An 18,809-nucleotide genomic window follows, 5' to 3' on the forward strand; every position below is an offset into this window, starting at 1 on the left:
ATATTTCGTAGCAAAGGTATTGACTAACGCAACCGATTGCGTTTATTATTAAGACATAAAAGAAATAGGAGGAAATCAAATGAAACAAATGCACCGATTATTCGAAGTAGATCCATGGAAAGTTTCTACACATACATTAGATAAAAAAGAACGTCGCTTACAAGAATCTTTAACTAGTTTAGGTAATGGTTATATGGGAATGCGTGGTAATTTTGAGGAAGCTTACTCAGGAGATCATCACCAAGGTAGTTATCTTGCAGGCGTTTGGTACCCTGATAAAACGCGTGTTGGTTGGTGGAAAAACGGCTATCCCGATTATTTTGGGAAAGTGATTAATAGTGTGAACTACATTGCTATGGACATCTCAATCAATGGACAAGCAGTCGACCTCTATGCAGTTGAACCTGAAGATTTTTACTTAGAGCTTGATATGAAAACGGGCATTCTTTCTCGCCGTTTCACAATTACACAAGGTGGCGCTACGGTTCGTTTTACATTTGAACGTTTTTTGAGTATTGTCCAAAAAGAAATGGCCATGATTCATCTATCCGCAGAGGTTTTAATGGGGACAGCAGAAATCACTGTTGTTTCTAAGTTAGACGGCAATGTCCAGAATGAAGATAGCAACTACGAGGAACATTTTTGGGAGCCAAAAGGTGCCAGCTCCTTAGAGTTATTTTCTTATTTAAGTACACAAACAATTCCTAATGCGTTTGGAATTGAGCAGTTTAGCGTGACCTCAGCAATGAGACACAAGTGCCACTGTAATCAAGACTATGTGCGGACAGTTTCAACAGAGACTCACCCGCTAGTCGTCGAAGAAAGCTTTTTATTCAAACTGAAGGAAAATGATTCTTTTGAACTGACAAAACAAGTCTTAGTCCTAACAAGTCGTGACGTTCCAGAGGCTTCACAGGTCACTGAATTAACCTCCCTTTTTGGCAAATTAACACTTGACTATGCGCCACATAGAGATGCCCAGATCAAAGCTTGGGCTACTCGTTGGGAGCTAGCAGATGTGGTGATTGAAGGTGATCCTGAAGCGCAACAAGGAATTCGGTTTAATTTATTCCAATTGTTTGCTACTTACTACGGTGAGGACGAACGTTTAAATATTGGACCAAAAGGCTTTACTGGTGAAAAATACGGCGGGGCAACCTATTGGGATACAGAAGCTTATGCGGTTCCTTTGTACTTAGCTTTGGCTGACCCATCTGTGACTGAAAATTTACTGACTTATCGTCACAACCAATTACCGCAAGCACAACATAATGCTCGCCAGCAAGGGTTAAACGGCGCTTTATATCCAATGGTGACCTTTACTGGTGTGGAATGTCACAACGAGTGGGAAATAACCTTTGAAGAGATCCATAGAAATGGCGCAATTGCTTACGCTATCTACAATTATACAAACTATACGGGCGATTCTTCTTACTTGAAAGAGAAAGGTTTAGAAGTTTTGACGGAAATAGCTCGTTTTTGGGCAGACCGTGTACACTATTCAAAACGTGCGCAAAAATACATGATTCACGGCGTTACGGGTCCAAATGAATATGAAAATAATATCAATAATAACTGGTACACCAACACGATTGCAGCATGGGTATTACGCTATACACGCGAATCTTATTTAAAATACCAGAATAAAACATCTCTAACAATTGACGAAGCTGAGCTGACAAAATGGCAAGAGATTGTTGAAAATATGTATTACCCAATGGATCAAGAATTAGGTCTCTTTGTTCAACATGATACCTTCTTAGATAAAGACTTGATGCCTGTTTCCGAGTTGAATTTAGAGGAGTTACCTTTAAACCAACACTGGTCATGGGATAAAATTCTTCGTTCTTGTTTCATCAAACAAGCCGATGTGTTGCAAGGAATTTATTTCTTTGGCGATCAGTATACATTAGAAGAAAAACGCAAAAACTTCGAGTTCTATGAGCCGATGACCGTTCACGAGTCTTCTTTATCGCCTAGTATCCATGCCATTTTGGCTGCGGAGTTAGGTCTTGAAGAAAAAGCAATGGAAATGTATCAACGGACCGCTCGTTTAGACTTGGATAACTACAACAATGACACAGAAGACGGCTTACACATCACCTCTATGACAGGTAGTTGGTTAGCCATTGTTCAAGGCTTCGCTCAAATGAAGACAGACAATGAAGCCCTAAGTTTTGCACCATTCTTACCAACGAATTGGCAGGCTTATGCGTTTCATATTAATTATCGGGGGCGCCTACTGTTAATTACTGTAAATACGCAATCCGTTTCGCTTGAACTGGTCACTGGTGCCCCACTTGACGTGACACTGTATGATCAAAAAATTTCATTAACAGACAAAACAACTTTACCCCTAAGAAAGAAGGTTAAATAAATGTTTAAAGGTGTCTTATTCGATTTGGATGGTGTCATCACGGATACAGCGGAATATCATTACCGCGCTTGGAAAAAATTGGGTGAAGAAATTGGGATTACGATTGACCGTGCCTTTAACGAACAACTAAAAGGAGTCAGTCGTGAGGATTCTCTTTCACGCATGCTCGCTTATGGCGATAAAGAAAATGAATTTTCGACTGAAGAGTTTGCTGAAATGGCACAACGGAAAAACAAATATTACGTTGAAATGATTCAAGCAATCACGCCTCAAGATGTTTACCCAGGGATTTTAGATTTACTAAAAAGTCTAAAGGCTGATGGAAAAAAAGTCGCCTTGGCCTCTGCAAGTAAAAACGGCCCCTTTCTTTTAAACAAAATGGAGATTGAAACGTATTTCGATGCAATTGCAGATCCAGCGAGTGTGAAAGCCGGTAAACCTGCGCCAGACATCTTTATTTTAGCAGCAAAAAAAGTGGGACTAACACCAGAAGAATGTATCGGTGTTGAAGATGCGCAGGCTGGAATTGAAGCAATTAAAAAGAGTGGCGCCCTACCAATTGGCGTTGGTCGTGTGGAAGACTTAGGGGCTGATATTGCCTTAGTGCCTGATACAACCAAACTGACTGTTGACTATTTGGTTGCACAATGGACTGACTCTTTTCATGAACATTAAGATTGAACCACTTGCGAATCGTTTAGTTAAGATCACGCTAAGTAATGACTATCTAGTCGCTTCCTTCTATAACTTTGGTGCCAGAATGGATCAAATTCTGGCACCTGATAAAAAAGGAAAACTAGAAAATGTCCTGCTTTCCTTTGATCAACCGTCTGATTTACTCGCAGATAAAAGCTATTTTGGCGCAATCGTTGGACCCGTAGCTGGCCGAATCAAAGAAGCCGATTGGAACGGTTATTCCTTAGAAAAAAACTGTGGCGCACATCATATCCATGGTGGGTCTAAAGGGTGGGCTTATCAATTTTGGGAAGTTGAGACGATTAAAGAGGACCAGGCTATCGGTGTTCGTTTTCATTTGACAGACGATTACTCTGGTTATCCTGGTCCCATAATGGTCAGTGTTACCTATAAATTATTCGCTCAAACACTTATCATGACGACAGAATATACCAGTCCAGAGACAACCATCGTTAATCCGACCAGTCATAGTTATTTCAACCTCTCAGGAGACGGCAAACGCGATTTGACCAGTCATGAGCTTTGTGTTCAAGCAGAGCATTTAGTCGCTGTAAATAACGAAAAACTACCAACTGGGAGACGCCTATCTATGTCTGAAGCGCCTCTTGATTTTTCAACCACTCATTCGTTTGAAGAGATTCTCGCAACCTTTAAAGACGGACTAGATGATTGTTTTGTCTTAGATAAAAATCAAACAAGTGCCTTGACTTTGAGTGAGCCTCTTTCAGGAAGAAAATTGACCGTAGCAACAACGAATCAAAGTGTGGTATTATTTTCTACGACCGGTTTTTGTGCGGAATTTTTAGTGAATGGTCGCCCGATGCACTCAAACTACGGACTTGCCATCGAACCACAACAAATTCCAGACATTATTCATCAGCCGTCTTGGGGCACAATTGAGCTTCATCCGCTACAGAAAAAACGAGAAGAAACCACCTATACTTTTTCTTGTCTATAAAAATCAACTCAACAAAAAGGAGTGGCAAATAATGACCATTACAGTAAAAGATGTGGCAAAACGAGCTGGCGTTGCCACCTCGACCGTTTCTCGCGTCATTAATGATCATCCAAGTATTTCAGAAGCGACAAAAAAGAAAGTCCGCAAGGTAATGGATGAGTTGGGTTATGTGCCTAATATCGCTGCTCGAAACTTAGGAAAACGCACATCTAGTGCAATTGGTGTTATTTTGCCACCCTTAGATTCGAAGGAACGAATTGGCAATCCCTTTTATTTAGAAATTATTGAAGCTATCAATGATGAGGCGCAAAAACACGAGATGACAACAGCTATTGCAACTGCCAAAAGCTTTCCTCGTTTGTTAGAGAATGTTCAACGTATGCATCGTCAAAAACAAGTTGATGGGTTTATCCTTGTCTATTCTGACCAGGATGATTTGGTCATCAATTATCTGTACGAAAATAAGATTCCCTTTACCTTAGTGGGACAGCCTTATAAACATGAGGAAGAAATTGTTTATGTCGATAACGACAATCAGCTATTAGGAAAACACGCAACAGATTATCTTTTGCAAAAACAACATAAAAACATTCTATTTATCACCAATACAACGCATGAAAGTGTCTATTTTGAACGCTACTTTGGTTATCAAAAGGCCATGATGCTCGCAGGTTTGCCAGCTCTTTCTAGCATTGCATTAGAACAACCCGAAGATTATGTTCGCTTTGAACAGGTGCTAAAAGAAAGCCAAGCGACAGCTGCTGTTGTGATTGACGATATCTTTGCACTTCGAATTATTCAATTGGTAGAAATGTTTGGTTATTCGGTTCCGGAAGACTTTTCTGTTATTAGTTTTAATAATTCCATCTTTTCAACATTAATGCATCCTTACTTAACCAGTATCGATGTTGATGTCTCTGAGCTTGGAACCATGGCTATGAGAAAACTGATGGACCAAATTCATGAAGTGTTGACAACGGGTGTTCGTTTAGTCGTCCCTCATCATCTCGTCAAACGTGAGACAGTCGTCCCCTTTCAGAACAGGTCCATGACTGAAGCCAATAACTCCGAAGAATAAGAGAAAACGTGCAGAAATTGCTCCATAAATGAATTGCCTCCAAAATAAAGAGGTTGGGACAGAAGCTTATTTCCGAACCTTCAACTCTAGCATGTCCCCATGCGTAGAAGTTGTTGAGAGCGGAACAACGTGAAGATGGAGTTGCTTCTGTGCCCATCGTTTATTCGGATAATAAGAGTATGGGACATAACTCAAAAAGTTATGTCCCATGCTCTCTATTACTATCTATACTGCTATTTTTTATCTACAGCCACAAACTCTCTGATTGGATGGAGCTTTTATTGAACAGGTAGGCTAATCTCAGAACCCTCAAAGTCCAACGTATAGTTAATCTCTTGATTTCCTCTAACGGTCATACCAAAGTCCGTACCGTATATAACTAGCCCAATTTGATGTCCTTTAGCTAAGTCATAAATCGTCGGTTGCAAGATAATTTCTACTTCAACAAATTCATCTGCTGCTAAGTCATCTGTTTTCCAAGGATATTGACGATTTTGTAGATTAATATGTCCTTTCGTAATCATTTTATGAGAGGACGTCTTGCCTAGTTGAAACTCTTTTATATCCTCTTCTCGCCATTGATGCCCTAAAGGGAGTCCCTTCAGTTCAATGGTTGCGGGAACCTCTGTTAAGCGTTTTGTTTCTCCATAATCAACAAGTTGGGCACTTACCATCCCAAAATTAACACTTGAAGCAATTTTCAGCCTCAAAACAGGTTGCCCGTTCAACGTCACCATTTCTTCTAATGGCGCTGTTTTTGCCAAATAACGATGCCCCTGCATAGGTCCTTCAGTTCGTTTTATATCCGCTTCCCATTTAGCGACATTTGTGGTGTAAGTCGCAAATTGTTTTGCCTCCAACTGGTCTTTGTAGGTTTTCATGCCTGATTGTTTTTCTTTGGATAGTTGAGTCTCCCCCAAATAAAATGTTGCCAGCTTATCTGAACCCCATTCTTCCAATTTCTCCCATGTATATGCTCGATTATTTTTTTGAACAAGTATATTAGGTAATAACTTATCGGCTTGGTTATCAATTCCGTACAGCTTATAAGATAACCAACTATTCATCATATCGTTAAAATCAATTGATGGCATATTATGAATATAAATGTGCTGTCCCTGATGTAAAATTAGTTTTTTCTCTACCGGAACGTCTTTTAATGCTTCCCATAAATGAGCAACATGTCGTGGTTTGACATTCCAGTCGTTTAAACCATGAACCATGACAATATCTGCTTTGATATTTTTTACATTTGGTAAATAATTTCTTTCATCCCAAAAAGTATTATAATCACCTGTTACTCGATCTTGTAATCGAGTCATTTCCTTCTGCTTTTGATCAAAAAATTCTTTCATCGCCAAATAGTCACCTGCATCATGCATTCGACTAAACGTTTCTTCGGCGAGTACATCCGCATCTTCACCGGGGTATCCTCCTGGCGCAATCACCAAGCCATTATCGCGATAATATTGATACCAATCAGAAATAGCAGCCTCAGAGATAATCGTTTCTAATCCTTCAACACCGGTTGTAGCGGCAGCTGTCGCTAATGTCCCCAAATAAGATTTTCCGGTCATGGCAACTTTTTGGTTACTCCACCAAGCAGAAATTTCTATCCCATCTGTTCGGTTCGTAAATGCACGACGATTGCCGCTAAGCCATTCAATCACTGCCGTTGTCGCAATCGTTTGTTCGACTGAACCACACGTCTGAATCCCATCAGAGCCACGCGTTCCAATCCCTGCAGAATAGACCGCAGCAAACCCTCGGGCTAAGAAATAATCGTTCAGTGCATAAGATTTTTCTCTCATAAAAGTTTCTGAGGCTTTTGTTGTCTGCCCATTGACCATACGTTCGGCCGGTATAGCTTTCTCTACAGGAACAAACTGTATCTCTTCATAACTTCTCTCATTAGGTTCTTTTCTAGTTAATGGCACATTAACCTCATGCATCATTCGTTCCCCAGCTTCTGGATTAATTCCTTGGTTGTAAGGACTCGCTGTAAAAACACTTGGAACACGTAAGCCGTCATAAGTTTCTGACGGTCTCAAAATCTCAACCTTCAATAAATCTCTTTTTCCATCCTCATCTGTATCTAGCGGCGCTTCTACATAGACAACTTCTCGAATCAGCTTATTCGTGTCGAATACCGCTTGCGCTTTCCCATTAAAAAACAGCGGTTTTAGTGGATGTCTTTTTGCATAAAATCCTCGACTTGCCAACAAATCCAAATAACTCAAACCCTTCTTGGTATGTGTATTCAATAAATAATACCAAGCTTCTATCACGTCTTCGTTTGTTTCAAGCGATCCTTTAACTGTAAATATACCCAGTTTTTTGGTATCTGCTAAAATAGAAGATACCTGAAAATCAATTCCCAATTGAAACTCCAACAGCTGTAACGCAATCGTATAGAAGATTTCTTTTGTCACAATCTGCTTTGAATTTTTGAAGTCAGCTAGGTTCAACTGTTCAGATGCTAAGAGTAATTTATATTTTTCTATTAGACCGGAAGCTTCTTGAACCTCAGGAAAACCATTTGAGAGAAATGAAAACCATTGATCTGTTGCCGTTTTTTGTTCTTCATAACAATCAATTAGTTTTAATTCTTGAATCATCGTTTCGCGGTCTGTCGGTTTTAGGCTATACTGATTTATTTTCATCGTTTAAAACTCCTCTTTTTTCTTTTCCAGTATATTATGACGGATTGTCGTTTGATATTCAAAGAATTCTTTTTATAAATTCTGCGCCGCTTTCTTTTTCAGTTTTATATATGCGAATTCATGCGTGTTTGACTAGCAGCAGAGTGACAGCTTACTTAGACTCATTGGAAAGGTTGAGGCTGGTTAAGATAAATCATCTTCTATTCAAGAAACGTTATAGGAGGTATAATGTTCCTATGGGAAACAGGCGTAAGGATTTTACTTTTTTTGGTAGGTAAGATTAACTTGATAGTCAACAGCAAAGAAAGAGACTTCCTTTTATAATTTTTTTTAGAGTACAATACAAGGCATGATTGTTGCACTCTATAATAGAGAAGGATTCATTGATTACTATGAGCCCTCACCATTCATTGAAGAGTCTGAGAGTTAAGCTCACTTTGTTCCTCAAATTTTTATTCATCTATAGCTAATCATATTCAATCCCTGTATACTGAATCATAAATAGTTATTAGGAGGGCCCGTTATGAATCTCGGCCGTTTAGTTCGTTTATCTAGAAAACGAGGCAATCGCTTCGTTGCTAGTCATTTTTCATCTATCCAAATTATTGTCTCTTACTACATACTTATGACGATTGTCTCAATGGGTCTTTTTTATATGCCTTTTTTTAGAGAACCAAACGTTTCTGTAAAATTTATTGATATGTTATTTATGGCAGTCAGCACAATCAGCGTGACAGGATTGACAACCTTTGATATAAACAGTGTCTTTAATGACCGCGGCGTGATTCTTTTAGAGCTCTTATTTCAAATTGGCGGATTAGGAGTCATGATGATCTCGACCTTCTTTTTTATTATTTCAAAACGCCGTATCTCTTTAAAACAACGTCAACTAATTATGACCGATATGAACCAACCACGCTTGAGCGGTATCGTTCGAATGATTCGCATAACCTTAGGAATTATTGTTGGTTTTCAACTTGGCTTTGGTTTGCTTTTCTCTCTCTATTTTTATTTTAACCATTATTTTGATAATTGGGGAGATGCTCTTTTTAACGGCTTTTATCAAGCTATCTCAGCTGTTACTAACTCAGGCTTTGATGTCACGGGAGAATCGATCATTCCTTTTGCCAATGACTATCCCTTTTTGTTAAGCATCATGTTCTTGATTTTCATTGGTGGAATCGGTTTTCCGGTCTTAATGGAAGTCCGCGAGTGGTTTACCTATCGAAAACAGAAGCATAAGCTGCCCTTTCGCTTTTCATTGTTTACAAAAATAGCGGTCTTGGCCTTTGTTCTACTATTCATTGTTGGAACTCTATTAATTTTCTTCCTAGAGAAGGATCATTTATTCTCTGGATTAAGCCCAGTAAATCAGTGGATGAATTCGATGTTCTACTCCATGACTACCAGAAATGCTGGACTGCAAATTCATAATTTACAGGATTTCCAGGTAACCACCTTAATTGTCTTTTCTCTACTTATGTTCATCGGCTGTAGCCCAAGTTCTGTTGGGGGTGGCGTGCGAACAACGACGATTGCCATCATCGGCTTGTATCTCTTTTCTTTCTTAAAAAGTGAAGAAAAAATCAATATTTTTGGCCGTCAAATTGATGACGATGACGTGAGGAAATCGATTGTTGTCTTTATGCTCTCACTGGGCATGTGCTTTTTCAGCGTTCTGTTTCTAACCGCAATCGAGGATCATTCCTTAATTTCGATTATTGTTGAAGTTGCCTCAGCGTTTGGAACAACTGGTCTTTCATTTGGAATTACTAGTGATTTAACAATCGTCGGCAAGCTCACAATTGCAGCTCTCATGTTTATCGGACGTATCGGCATGCTATACACTTTATTGTTGTTTGTACCAAAAGAAACACGCGATTTGGGTTACGAATATCCTTCAGAAAAAATTATTATTGGGTAAACTGACTGGAAAAATAGTCGTTTCGTACAGAAAAATAAAAATAGGAACACCAACTACGGGTAAGTCTGGAACATAATTTTTAAAGTTATGTTTCAGACTCTTAATATCCCAATAAATGGTGGCGCAGAAGGGACTCCATCTGCACGTTGTTCCGCTCTCAACAACTTCTACGCATGAGACATGCTAGAGTTGAAGGTCTTCACTCCGTAAAACCACTTCGATCTCATCAATCTCTAAAGGTGACACACCTTAAGAATTGAAGGACTGCGTTTCGCTCTCAACAACTTCAACGCAGGTCACGTGCTGGAGTTGAAGGTTCGGAATTAAGCTCGTCTGTCCCAACCTCTTTTTTTTGCAAAAAATAATAAATCCCGCTCAATGTTCCTTTATATTTTCATAAGAAAGCCCTAGTGGTAGTCCACATTTTTTTCTACTTATGTTATGATAGACGGAGCTATTTGCAATAATTAAATGTATATTTTGACAATCATTTTCCATTCAAAAATAGATGTTTATATAGAAAATTTTATCGGAGGTCTCATTCATGGGGATAAGAAGTCAACTGGCAATTACCGCTGGAAAAACAGCTCAGTGGGTACTAAGGAATTTCTTCAAAGGTGGCTCAAGTTTTCCTGGCACACTCGCACTTAAGATTGATCCACATATCCTTGATACATTAGCAAAAGATTACCAAATTGTGGTCGTTACCGGAACCAATGGAAAAACCTTGACGACGGCTTTAACAGTCAATATCTTAAAACAAGAATTCGAGGTCTTAACCAACCCCACTGGAGCCAATATGGTTCAGGGGATTGTTTCGACCTTTTTAGAATCTAAAACGAAAAAAGGCCAAAAGAAATTTGCGGTTTTAGAGATTGATGAAGCAAGCTTGAGTAAAGTTACTGAATATATCAAACCAGAACTTTTTCTTTTTACCAATATATTTCGAGATCAGATGGACCGTTACGGAGAGATTTATACTACCTATCGGATGATTGTAGATGGAGCTGCAAAGTCACCAAACGCCCCTATTTTGTGTAACGGCGACTCCCCTATTTTTAATTCTGTAGAAACGATCAATCCGCGAAAATATTACGGCTTTAATCATGAAGAGCCTAGAGAACAGATGGCTCATTACAATACAGATGGGGTTCTTTGCCCAAAATGTCAGCATATCCTTCACTACAAGATGATTACGTATGCCAACTTAGGCGATTACTATTGTCCTAATTGTGACTTTCGTAGACCTGCCCTTGACTATCAGTTAACTAAGATGGTCGCGATGGACAACACTTCCGCCGATTTTATCATCGATGGAACGGAATACGGCATTGAGGTTGGTGGGATGTACAATGTCTATAACGCTCTTTCAGCTGCTGCTGTTGCTGAATACTACGGTGTCTCAGCAGAAAAAATCCGCCAAGGTCTCAGCTACGATGAAAAAGTGTTTGGTCGACAAGAAGTTATCGATATTGCTGGTAAAAAATGTACCCTAGTACTTGTAAAAAACCCAGTTGGACTAAATCAAGTTATCGATATGATAGGCTTGGCACCTTACTCATTCTCATTAGTTTGCCTATTAAATGCTAACTACGCAGATGGCATTGATGTTAGTTGGATTTGGGACGGCAATCATGAAGCTTTTGCCGATATGGATATTCCAGCCGTTCTAGCAGGTGGCGATCGTCATAAAGACATGGCCTTACGCTTAAAGGTTGCCGGAATTTCTGAAGACCAATTAACGGAAACCAAAGATTTAATTGAAGTGATTGAAGATATCAAACAGTTACCTACTGAACACGTCTACATCCTTGCTACGTATACAGCCGTTTTACAATTAAGAAAAGAGCTGGCAAACCAAGGCTATATCAAAGGAGGAATGGATCGTGGCTAATTATGAGTTAACAATCGCTCATTTATATGGGAATTTATTAAACACTTATGGCGATAACGGCAATCTATTGATGCTAAACTACTACGCAAAAAAGATGGGCATAAGCTTCCAGTCTGAAGTCGTCAGTATTCATGAGCCCTTCAATGCAAAAAAGTATGATTTAGTTTTTTTTGGTGGCGGACAAGACTTTGAACAAGTGATTGTTTCAAAAGATATCCAAGAGAAAAAAGAAGACTTGATTGAATATATCGAAAACGATGGCGTCATGCTAGCAATCTGTGGCGGTTATCAGCTACTGGGCCATTACTATATGGGTGCACATGGCGAAAAGATTAGCGGGATTGGCGCACTTGACCACTATACGTTGAGTCAAGAGAACAACCGTTTTATTGGGGATATCGAGATATACAATGAAGAATTTGATGAGACTTATTATGGATTTGAAAATCATAATGGTCGGACCTTTTTAGGTAAAGGAGAACGCCCTCTTGGTAAAGTCATCGAAGGCCACGGCAACAACGGGGAAGATCAATCAGAAGGCGTCATTTACAAAAACGTTTATGGTTCCTACTTTCACGGACCTATCCTTTCACGTAACGAACAACTGGCCATTCGTTTACTTAAACTGGCTCTAGAAAAAAAATACGGGCAAAAGCTAGACTTGCCAGAAGAATTTAAATAAGCACAAAAAATAGCTATCTCTTTTGTTGGGCTAACCAACGAAAATGATAGCTATTTTTAACTTTCTAATGACTTCTAACTAAAATGAATCTATTCGATTTATTTCAATGATTTTACTTTGAAAATCTCCAAACAGCTCTTCATTTAAATAGAGACCAAACTTCATAAGCTCATCTCCTGTATACGTCTGTTCTTGGATTTGATAAACGGCTGATTCTTGCAGCCCTTTTAGTTTAACCTTTATAAATGGTTTATTGGCGTTTGCTAGAATCTCAAAGAAAAATAGAATAGCTTTTGATTTTTCCTCGTTTACAAAAACCCAAGAGGCATGATTGGATTCAAAAGGACTTAATAACCGATAAAAATCACCAAACTGAAGCAGCTGTCTATTCTTTTTGTACCACTGAAGGTATTCTGCAATTTTGTCAATGTCAACGGATGATTCTTTCTCCAAATCAATCATTAGACCAAAATTGGCTGACATCGCGACTGCTGCTCTCGTATCTAGTGGTGTGATTCTTCCTACTTGATGATTTGGAACAGCGGACAAATGAGCGCAAGTCATGACAGATGGGAAAATTAAGCTATTTCCATATTGAATTTTTAAGCGTTCCACAGCATCTGTATTATCACTTACCCAGCTTTGAGGCATGTAATAGACCATCCCTGGATCAAATCGCCCACCACCACCTGAACAGTTTTCAAAAAGGATCGTAGGATATCGATTGGTTAACTTTTCCAAAAATTCATAGAGCCCCAAAATATAGCGATGGCTCGTTTCCATTTGTTGGTCAGTCTCCCTTAAGACAGAAGCTACCTCTGTCATATTTCGATTCATATCCCATTTAATATAATCAATCGGCACATTATCCAGAATTTGTGTCACTTGACGATAAATTTCTTCCCGAACTTCACTTCGACTGAAATCCAAAACATATTGATTTCGCCCAATTGATGAAGGATAATCGGTCACATGTAAATGCCAATCCGGATGCTGTTCAAACAGTTGACTGTTTTCTGAAATCATTTCTGGCTCAAACCACAAACCAAATTTTAATCCTTCTGCTTGAATTTTTTTTGCGAGCTGTTTTAAGCCGCCAGGAAGTTTTTTCTTATCAACTATCCAGTCTCCTAGAGAAGTTGTATCTGAGTTTCTCCCCTCAAACCAACCATCATCGAGCACAAATAATTCCACACCTAACTTCTGAGCCTTCTGTGTGAACGCAAGCAACTTTTCTTCCGTAAAATCAAAATAAGTAGATTCCCAATTATTAATCAATATTGGCCGTTCTTGATACTTATGAAACCCTCTTGCCAGGCGTTCACGATACAGTTTGTGAAAAGTCGAAGACAAGCTATTTAACCCCTTATTTGAATAGACACAAACCACTTCTGGTGTCTGAAATATCTCGTTTGCACCTAGTTTCCAACTAAAGTTATGATCATTTATCCCAATTAAAACTCTGGTCTGTTCAAAGAAACTGAATTCTGTCGCCATCTTGAAATTCCCACTATAGACAAAGTGAAATCCATAAACCTCGCCAGAATGTTCATTTGCCTCAGGTCTCATCAGAGCCATAAATGGTTGCTGCATGACACTACTTGCCCCACGCTTACTATCAAGCACGTGAACTCCCATAGAAAGTCGGTCTCTCTTTAATTGTTTTTCATTCGCCCATGCTCCGGGAAGCTGTAGTAAATCAAAATTAGCATCTGGTAAATCTAGGCAGCTACTCAAGGCTTTATTTATATAGAGGACTTGATTGCCCATGTTTTGGTATCGTATCGATTTGGTAATCACACTTCTCTTGGCAAAGATGGTATAAGAAAGAACCGCTTTTAACTGACGTTTTGCATCAATCATTGTTATCTCGAGTGTCTCTGCTTCCTCATCGTCTTCAACATAAGTTGCCGGAAGACCATCGAGAGCCTTTTTCCCTTGAAAAATCGTGTGCTCAAGATAGCTGAACCCGACAGCTTTTGTCCCATCGCAAAAGGTAAAGGCACAAATCGATTCTCGATAGTCCCCAGTATCATAGCCTGGAATTTCTTGCAGGGCTGAGTCAAGTGAGAACCCTCTATCTGGCCAGTCTTTCGGATTTGGCGAAAAAGATGAGCGGTCTTTTAGGGGATAAGGCAAACTCTGGGTAAACGCTTGAATCCGTTCACCAAAGTAGGTCTGCAAAAGATACGTCCCTCTATATAGCTCCATAACGTAGCTAATTGATTCGTTGAACAAATGGAATTGTCTCTTATTTTCATCAAAATGAATCGTCATATCATCGTTCCCCTTTACTCTTTTGATCCAGTAGAAGCAATTCCTTGGATAAATTGCTTTTGGAAAATAAAATATAAAATTAACATTGGAATGGTGGCAATGACAGAACCTGCCATTAATTGTGGATAATTGGTGGTATATTGTCCTTGTAGTAGAGCTAGACCTGCAGACAACGGCATTTTATCCGGAGACATATTAATGATCAACGGCCACATTAAATCTTTCCATGAGAACAGTGCTGTAAATATCCCCACCGAAATTAATGGTGCCTTAGCCAAGGGTAGCATCACTCTTACAAACATTTGGCCGTAATTACAGCCGTCTAAAATTGCGGCTTCCTCGATTTCTTCTGGAATCGTCATAAAAAATTGCCGCATTAAAAACGTTCCAAATGTACTGGCAATTCCTGGGATAATTAGAGCGGTTATCGTATTGGCTAAGCCTAATTTTGACATCAATAAATATTGAGGTAAAACAAAAACTTGTCCTGGAACCATCATTGGTAAAAGAACGATTAAAAATAAAATATTCATTCCTTTAATCCGAATTCTGGCAAATGCGTAACCCGCCATTGCACTGAACAGGACTGAAAAGAGCACACGAAAGATAATCATTAACCCTGTGTTTATGAAAAAATGTCCAAATGGGAGTGCTTCCCAAACGCTTTTGTAATTTGCTGTATCAAATTTATTTGGCAGGATGTTTGGCGGAAATTGTAGCGATTCAGATAATGTTTTGAATGATGTTAACACGCTCCATACAAAAGGCAAGAGCATGACAAACGAACCTAAAATTAAACAAATATAGATAACTAATAAACCCTTATTTCTCTGTTTTTTCTTTGGCTTTTGTTTCCTATCTACCGTAGTTGTGGTTACTTTTGTTGCTTCCATTACTCTTCTCCTCGTTTCTATCTAGTTATAGTGAACCCATTTCTTTTGCAGTTTCATTTGGATTGCCGTCCCTATAAAGATTAAAATCAGTAGAAGTACAGCAATTGCCGCCCCATACCCTCGATTATTTGAGTCAAAGGTTTGTTTATAAAACAGATAGACAATGGATTCTGCCGATTTTAAGGCTGGATTCGTTTTATCAATCATCATAAATACTAAATCAAAGACTTGTAGTGCACTCAAAAACGAAGTGGTTACAACAAAAAATAGAGTTGGTGAGAGAAGTGGGACTGTAATGGTGAAGAATTTTTTTATTGGTGTCGCCCCATCTATTTCAGCTGCTTCATAATAGGTTTTAGGGATATCTTGGAGTCCGCCTAAGATAATAATCATGTTATAACCAACGGATGACCAAATCCCGACAATCATGATAGCAAGTAGGACAAATTTAGGATCACCAATCCAATTGGGGCCTTTTATACCAACAAAGGAAAGAAAGTAATTAATTAAGCCAAAGTCAGCATTATACATCCATCGCCAAACCATCGCGACTGCAGTAGGCGCCGTTACAACAGGAATAAAATAAATGAGTCGAAACGCTGACTTAAAACGTATCTTGGTATTTAAAAAGACCGCAGTAAGTAAGGAAAGAATCGTCCCGACTGGAACAGTAATTACTGTATAGATAAATGTATTCGACAAAGAGCGTAAGACGTCGGGGTCTGAAAAAGCTTTTTGATAGTTTGCTAGACCCACCCAACGCGGAATGCCTAAACCTCTAATATTATTAAAACTAAAGTAGATTGTTTGAAGCATTGGCCAAATGTTCATGACAATTATATAGAGAAGTGTTGGTGCAACTAGTATTGTTCCCCATAATAGCTTTTGTTTTTTCATTGATGTCGCTTTCATATTTGTCGTCCCCACTTTCCTGTAGATGATTTTTTATAATAAAAGGTCTGAGGAAAATCTAGTATGATCCTCCTCAAGACTTTCATCTAAACTAACTAATCTACTGTGATTTTCTACTGTGCAAAATAGTCATCAATTTCTGATTGAGCCTTTTGGGCCATTTCCTGACAACCTTTTTCAACGTCTATAGATAGTGAGAAAATTTGGTTTGCATACTCTTGTTCTGTCTCAACCCAAGCAGCTCTTGATGGTGTACTCATTGAAGAGTAGCCATAATCTGCAGCATCTACAAAGACTTTAGCATTAATATCTGGTAAAGAATCTACCCATGGTTGTTGTGTACCCTCTAAAGCTGAAATTGCAGCACCGGATTTTGATTGAATTTTATTGGCTTCATCACCCGCAAGAAATTGTAAAAATTTCCAAGCTTCATCTTCATGTTTGGTATTCGCAGCAATCGCATAACCCATACCGCTAGAAACCGATCCTCTTTGTGTTCCTTTAGGCATCGGTGCAACATCAGCATGTAACCCATCAATAGATAAATATTCATTGGCCATCCATGACCCAGATGTGACCATCGCGGCCTTCCCAGATTCGAAATATTGATCTGCTGTTGTATTAGCAAAATCTGCTGTTGTTGGTGAGTAACCTTTTTCAATAAATGAAACACCATATTTAAGGGCTTCAACTGTTTTGGGATCTCCTAGCATTGTCTTTTTGCCATCTTTGGAAATAAGATCAGAGCCATTTTGCCAAACGAGGTTATACCAGAAGTTTTGTCCATTTGCAGGTGCTAACATGCCATAAATTCCTTTTTCTTTGTTCGTTAACTTTTTCGCCGCATCCATCCAAGTATCCCAAGTCCATGTATCATCAGGGTAGCTGACTCCTGCCGCATCAAATAAATCCTTGTTGTACCATAAGCCAATCGTGCTGAAATCTTTAGGAATCGCATATTGTTTATCCCCGATGTTATACCCACTTGTGATGTATTCTGGGAATTTTGACATATCGATAGCACTGTCTTTAATCTTATCTGTTAAATCGAGCATCGCGCCACCTTCTTCAAATGTATACACTTGATCTGGGTGCATCCAAAAGATATCAGCCATGTTACCACCTGTTGCTGCTGCTTGTAGTTTTGTCCAATATTGATCCCACGGTGTCACTTCTACTTCAACCTTGATCTTAGGATTTTCTTTCGTGAAGGCCTCAGCCATTTTTTCCATTCCTGCTTTTTGATTGGTGTCCCAAATTTGAAATTTTAAGGTCGTTTCCCCAGATGCTGTTCCATCTTTCTTTTGCTGGCCTCCTCCACAGGCACCCAATACGGTTAACGCAAGAAGGCCAATTAATAGGGTTGTTACATTTTTTATTGTTCGATTCATTTTTTTTCCTCTTTTCTAGGTTTGTCTATGTCAAAGGTATAAATGGTGTTAGATTCAAAAAATGTGTTTCCTTTTAAACAGATAGTTCCAAACTCGGGATATTTTCCTGCATCAGGTAGGGCTTGACATTCAATTGCCAGCCCACCATGTTTAATCATTCCTTGTTTTAAGAGAAAGGGATTCTCGTTAAAATGATTGCCTGAATAGAGAACAACTGCCGGTTGATCTGTCTGGATTTTCACCCTTCGACCACTTTTGGGGTCACTCAATAAAATAGGCTCTTTAGAACTTCTCAAAATCCAAGGATGATTCACTCCCCCTTGCTCAATTATGCTTTGCTCTTGACTTTCTATTAATTCAGCAAGTATTTTTGGTTGGTTCAAATCAAAGACGGAATTCTTGACACTTCTGACTGCCCCTGTAGGAATACTTTCAACTGTAATCGGTGTATAAAAATCACTTGCAAGAGAGAGTCTATGCGTTGAGATATCGCTAGTCATAGAACCAGATAAATTAAAATACATATGATTCGTTGGATTAAACAACGTCTCCCTATCTGAATAAGCACGATATTTAATAATCAATTGATTCTCATTTGTTAACGTATAATACGTTTGAATCATTAGATTTCCTGGATAGCCCTCCATCTTATCTGGTAACAATAGGGAAAAAACGACCGTCCCAGCTTCTCTCGTCTTATAAGAACGTGCAACCCAAAATTGATTATCTAGTCCTACAAAACCACCGTGTAAATGATGCGGTGGGTCGTTTTTACTCAAGTCAACCTTTGATGAATCTGAAAGTCTTCCCTCACCATAGCTTATTCTACCAGCTACTCGCCCTACCGTTGCCCCAAAATAACTACGTGTGGCTAAATAATCAGTCGCATCTTTAAAGCCTAAAACGATATTCGCCAATCGACTTTGGCTATCTGGTGTATAAATGCTTAGGACGCTAGCCCCATAATTAGAAAGCTCGACACGGATCTTATTTGAATTGGTTAACGCATAAACTTCTATGGCGGGGCCAACACTTCTAATAATTGTCTCTCTGGAAATTTCCAT

The 18,809-nt window shown here is 39.0% G+C and carries 13 protein-coding genes; 7 read left to right on the forward strand and 6 right to left on the reverse strand.

Annotated elements, in window-relative coordinates; translation table 11 throughout:
- Positions 1–79 precede the first annotated feature (79 nt).
- From IGI37_RS13435 to IGI37_RS13450, 4 genes are read left to right on the forward strand one after another with little or no spacing between them, the layout of a single operon-like run.
- Positions 80–2,377: a glycoside hydrolase family 65 protein gene (locus IGI37_RS13435; protein WP_438762509.1), complete on the forward strand. Its 2,298-nt coding sequence runs from the start codon at positions 80–82 to the stop codon at positions 2,375–2,377.
- Positions 2,378–3,052 carry a beta-phosphoglucomutase gene (gene pgmB / locus IGI37_RS13440; protein ID WP_438762511.1) on the forward strand — a complete coding sequence of 225 codons (675 nt, stop codon included), beginning with the start codon at positions 2,378–2,380 and terminating at the stop codon, positions 3,050–3,052.
- Positions 3,042–4,031 carry an aldose epimerase family protein gene (locus tag IGI37_RS13445; protein WP_438762512.1) on the forward strand — a complete coding sequence of 330 codons (990 nt, stop codon included), beginning with the start codon at positions 3,042–3,044 and terminating at the stop codon, positions 4,029–4,031. Before pgmB ends, IGI37_RS13445 begins: the two co-directional genes overlap by 11 nt.
- Before the next feature lie 31 nt (positions 4,032–4,062).
- Complete coding sequence (locus IGI37_RS13450; protein WP_438762514.1) at positions 4,063–5,109, forward strand: LacI family DNA-binding transcriptional regulator; 1,047 nt, start codon at positions 4,063–4,065, stop codon at positions 5,107–5,109.
- Between the two features lie 278 nt (positions 5,110–5,387).
- Here the strand turns inward: IGI37_RS13450 and IGI37_RS13455 are convergent, their stop codons facing one another.
- Positions 5,388–7,772 carry a Xaa-Pro dipeptidyl-peptidase gene (locus IGI37_RS13455; RefSeq protein WP_438762516.1) on the reverse strand — a complete coding sequence of 795 codons (2,385 nt, stop codon included), beginning with the start codon at positions 7,770–7,772 and terminating at the stop codon, positions 5,388–5,390.
- Between the two features lie 523 nt (positions 7,773–8,295).
- Here IGI37_RS13455 and IGI37_RS13460 point away from each other — a divergent pair.
- The 3 genes from IGI37_RS13460 (at position 8,296) to IGI37_RS13470 (ending at position 12,272) form a co-directional block, all read left to right on the forward strand.
- A complete protein-coding gene (locus IGI37_RS13460) occupies positions 8,296–9,696 on the forward strand; it encodes a TrkH family potassium uptake protein (RefSeq protein ID WP_438762518.1) in 1,401 nt (466 codons plus the stop codon).
- A gap of 544 nt (positions 9,697–10,240) precedes the next feature.
- Entirely contained in the window at positions 10,241–11,590 is a 1,350-nt protein-coding gene (locus IGI37_RS13465) for a MurT ligase domain-containing protein (RefSeq protein ID WP_438762519.1), read from the forward strand.
- Positions 11,583–12,272, forward strand: a complete 690-nt coding sequence (locus IGI37_RS13470; RefSeq protein ID WP_438762521.1) for a type 1 glutamine amidotransferase — start codon at positions 11,583–11,585, stop codon at positions 12,270–12,272. The genes IGI37_RS13465 and IGI37_RS13470 overlap by 8 nt, the downstream gene beginning before the upstream one ends.
- A gap of 78 nt (positions 12,273–12,350) precedes the next feature.
- On the opposite strand, the gene IGI37_RS13475 is transcribed toward IGI37_RS13470, so the two are convergent.
- The 5 genes from IGI37_RS13475 to IGI37_RS13495 form a co-directional block, all read right to left on the reverse strand.
- Entirely contained in the window at positions 12,351–14,549 is a 2,199-nt protein-coding gene (locus IGI37_RS13475; protein WP_438762522.1) for an alpha-galactosidase, read from the reverse strand.
- A 14-nt stretch (positions 14,550–14,563) separates the two neighbouring features.
- Positions 14,564–15,442 (reverse strand): carbohydrate ABC transporter permease, encoded by an 879-nt coding sequence (locus IGI37_RS13480; RefSeq protein WP_438762524.1) that lies wholly within the window; start codon positions 15,440–15,442, stop codon positions 14,564–14,566.
- Between the two features lie 21 nt (positions 15,443–15,463).
- On the reverse strand, positions 15,464–16,354 hold the full coding sequence (locus IGI37_RS13485; RefSeq protein WP_438762526.1) for a carbohydrate ABC transporter permease: 891 nt from the start codon (positions 16,352–16,354) through the stop codon (positions 15,464–15,466).
- A gap of 113 nt (positions 16,355–16,467) precedes the next feature.
- Entirely contained in the window at positions 16,468–17,745 is a 1,278-nt protein-coding gene (locus IGI37_RS13490; protein WP_438762528.1) for an ABC transporter substrate-binding protein, read from the reverse strand.
- A complete protein-coding gene (locus tag IGI37_RS13495) occupies positions 17,742–18,809 on the reverse strand; it encodes an aldose epimerase family protein (protein WP_438762530.1) in 1,068 nt (355 codons plus the stop codon). Before IGI37_RS13495 ends, IGI37_RS13490 begins: the two co-directional genes overlap by 4 nt.

This window comes from Enterococcus sp. AZ194, from assembly GCF_051713825.1.
GTDB lineage: Bacteria > Bacillota > Bacilli > Lactobacillales > Enterococcaceae > Enterococcus_K.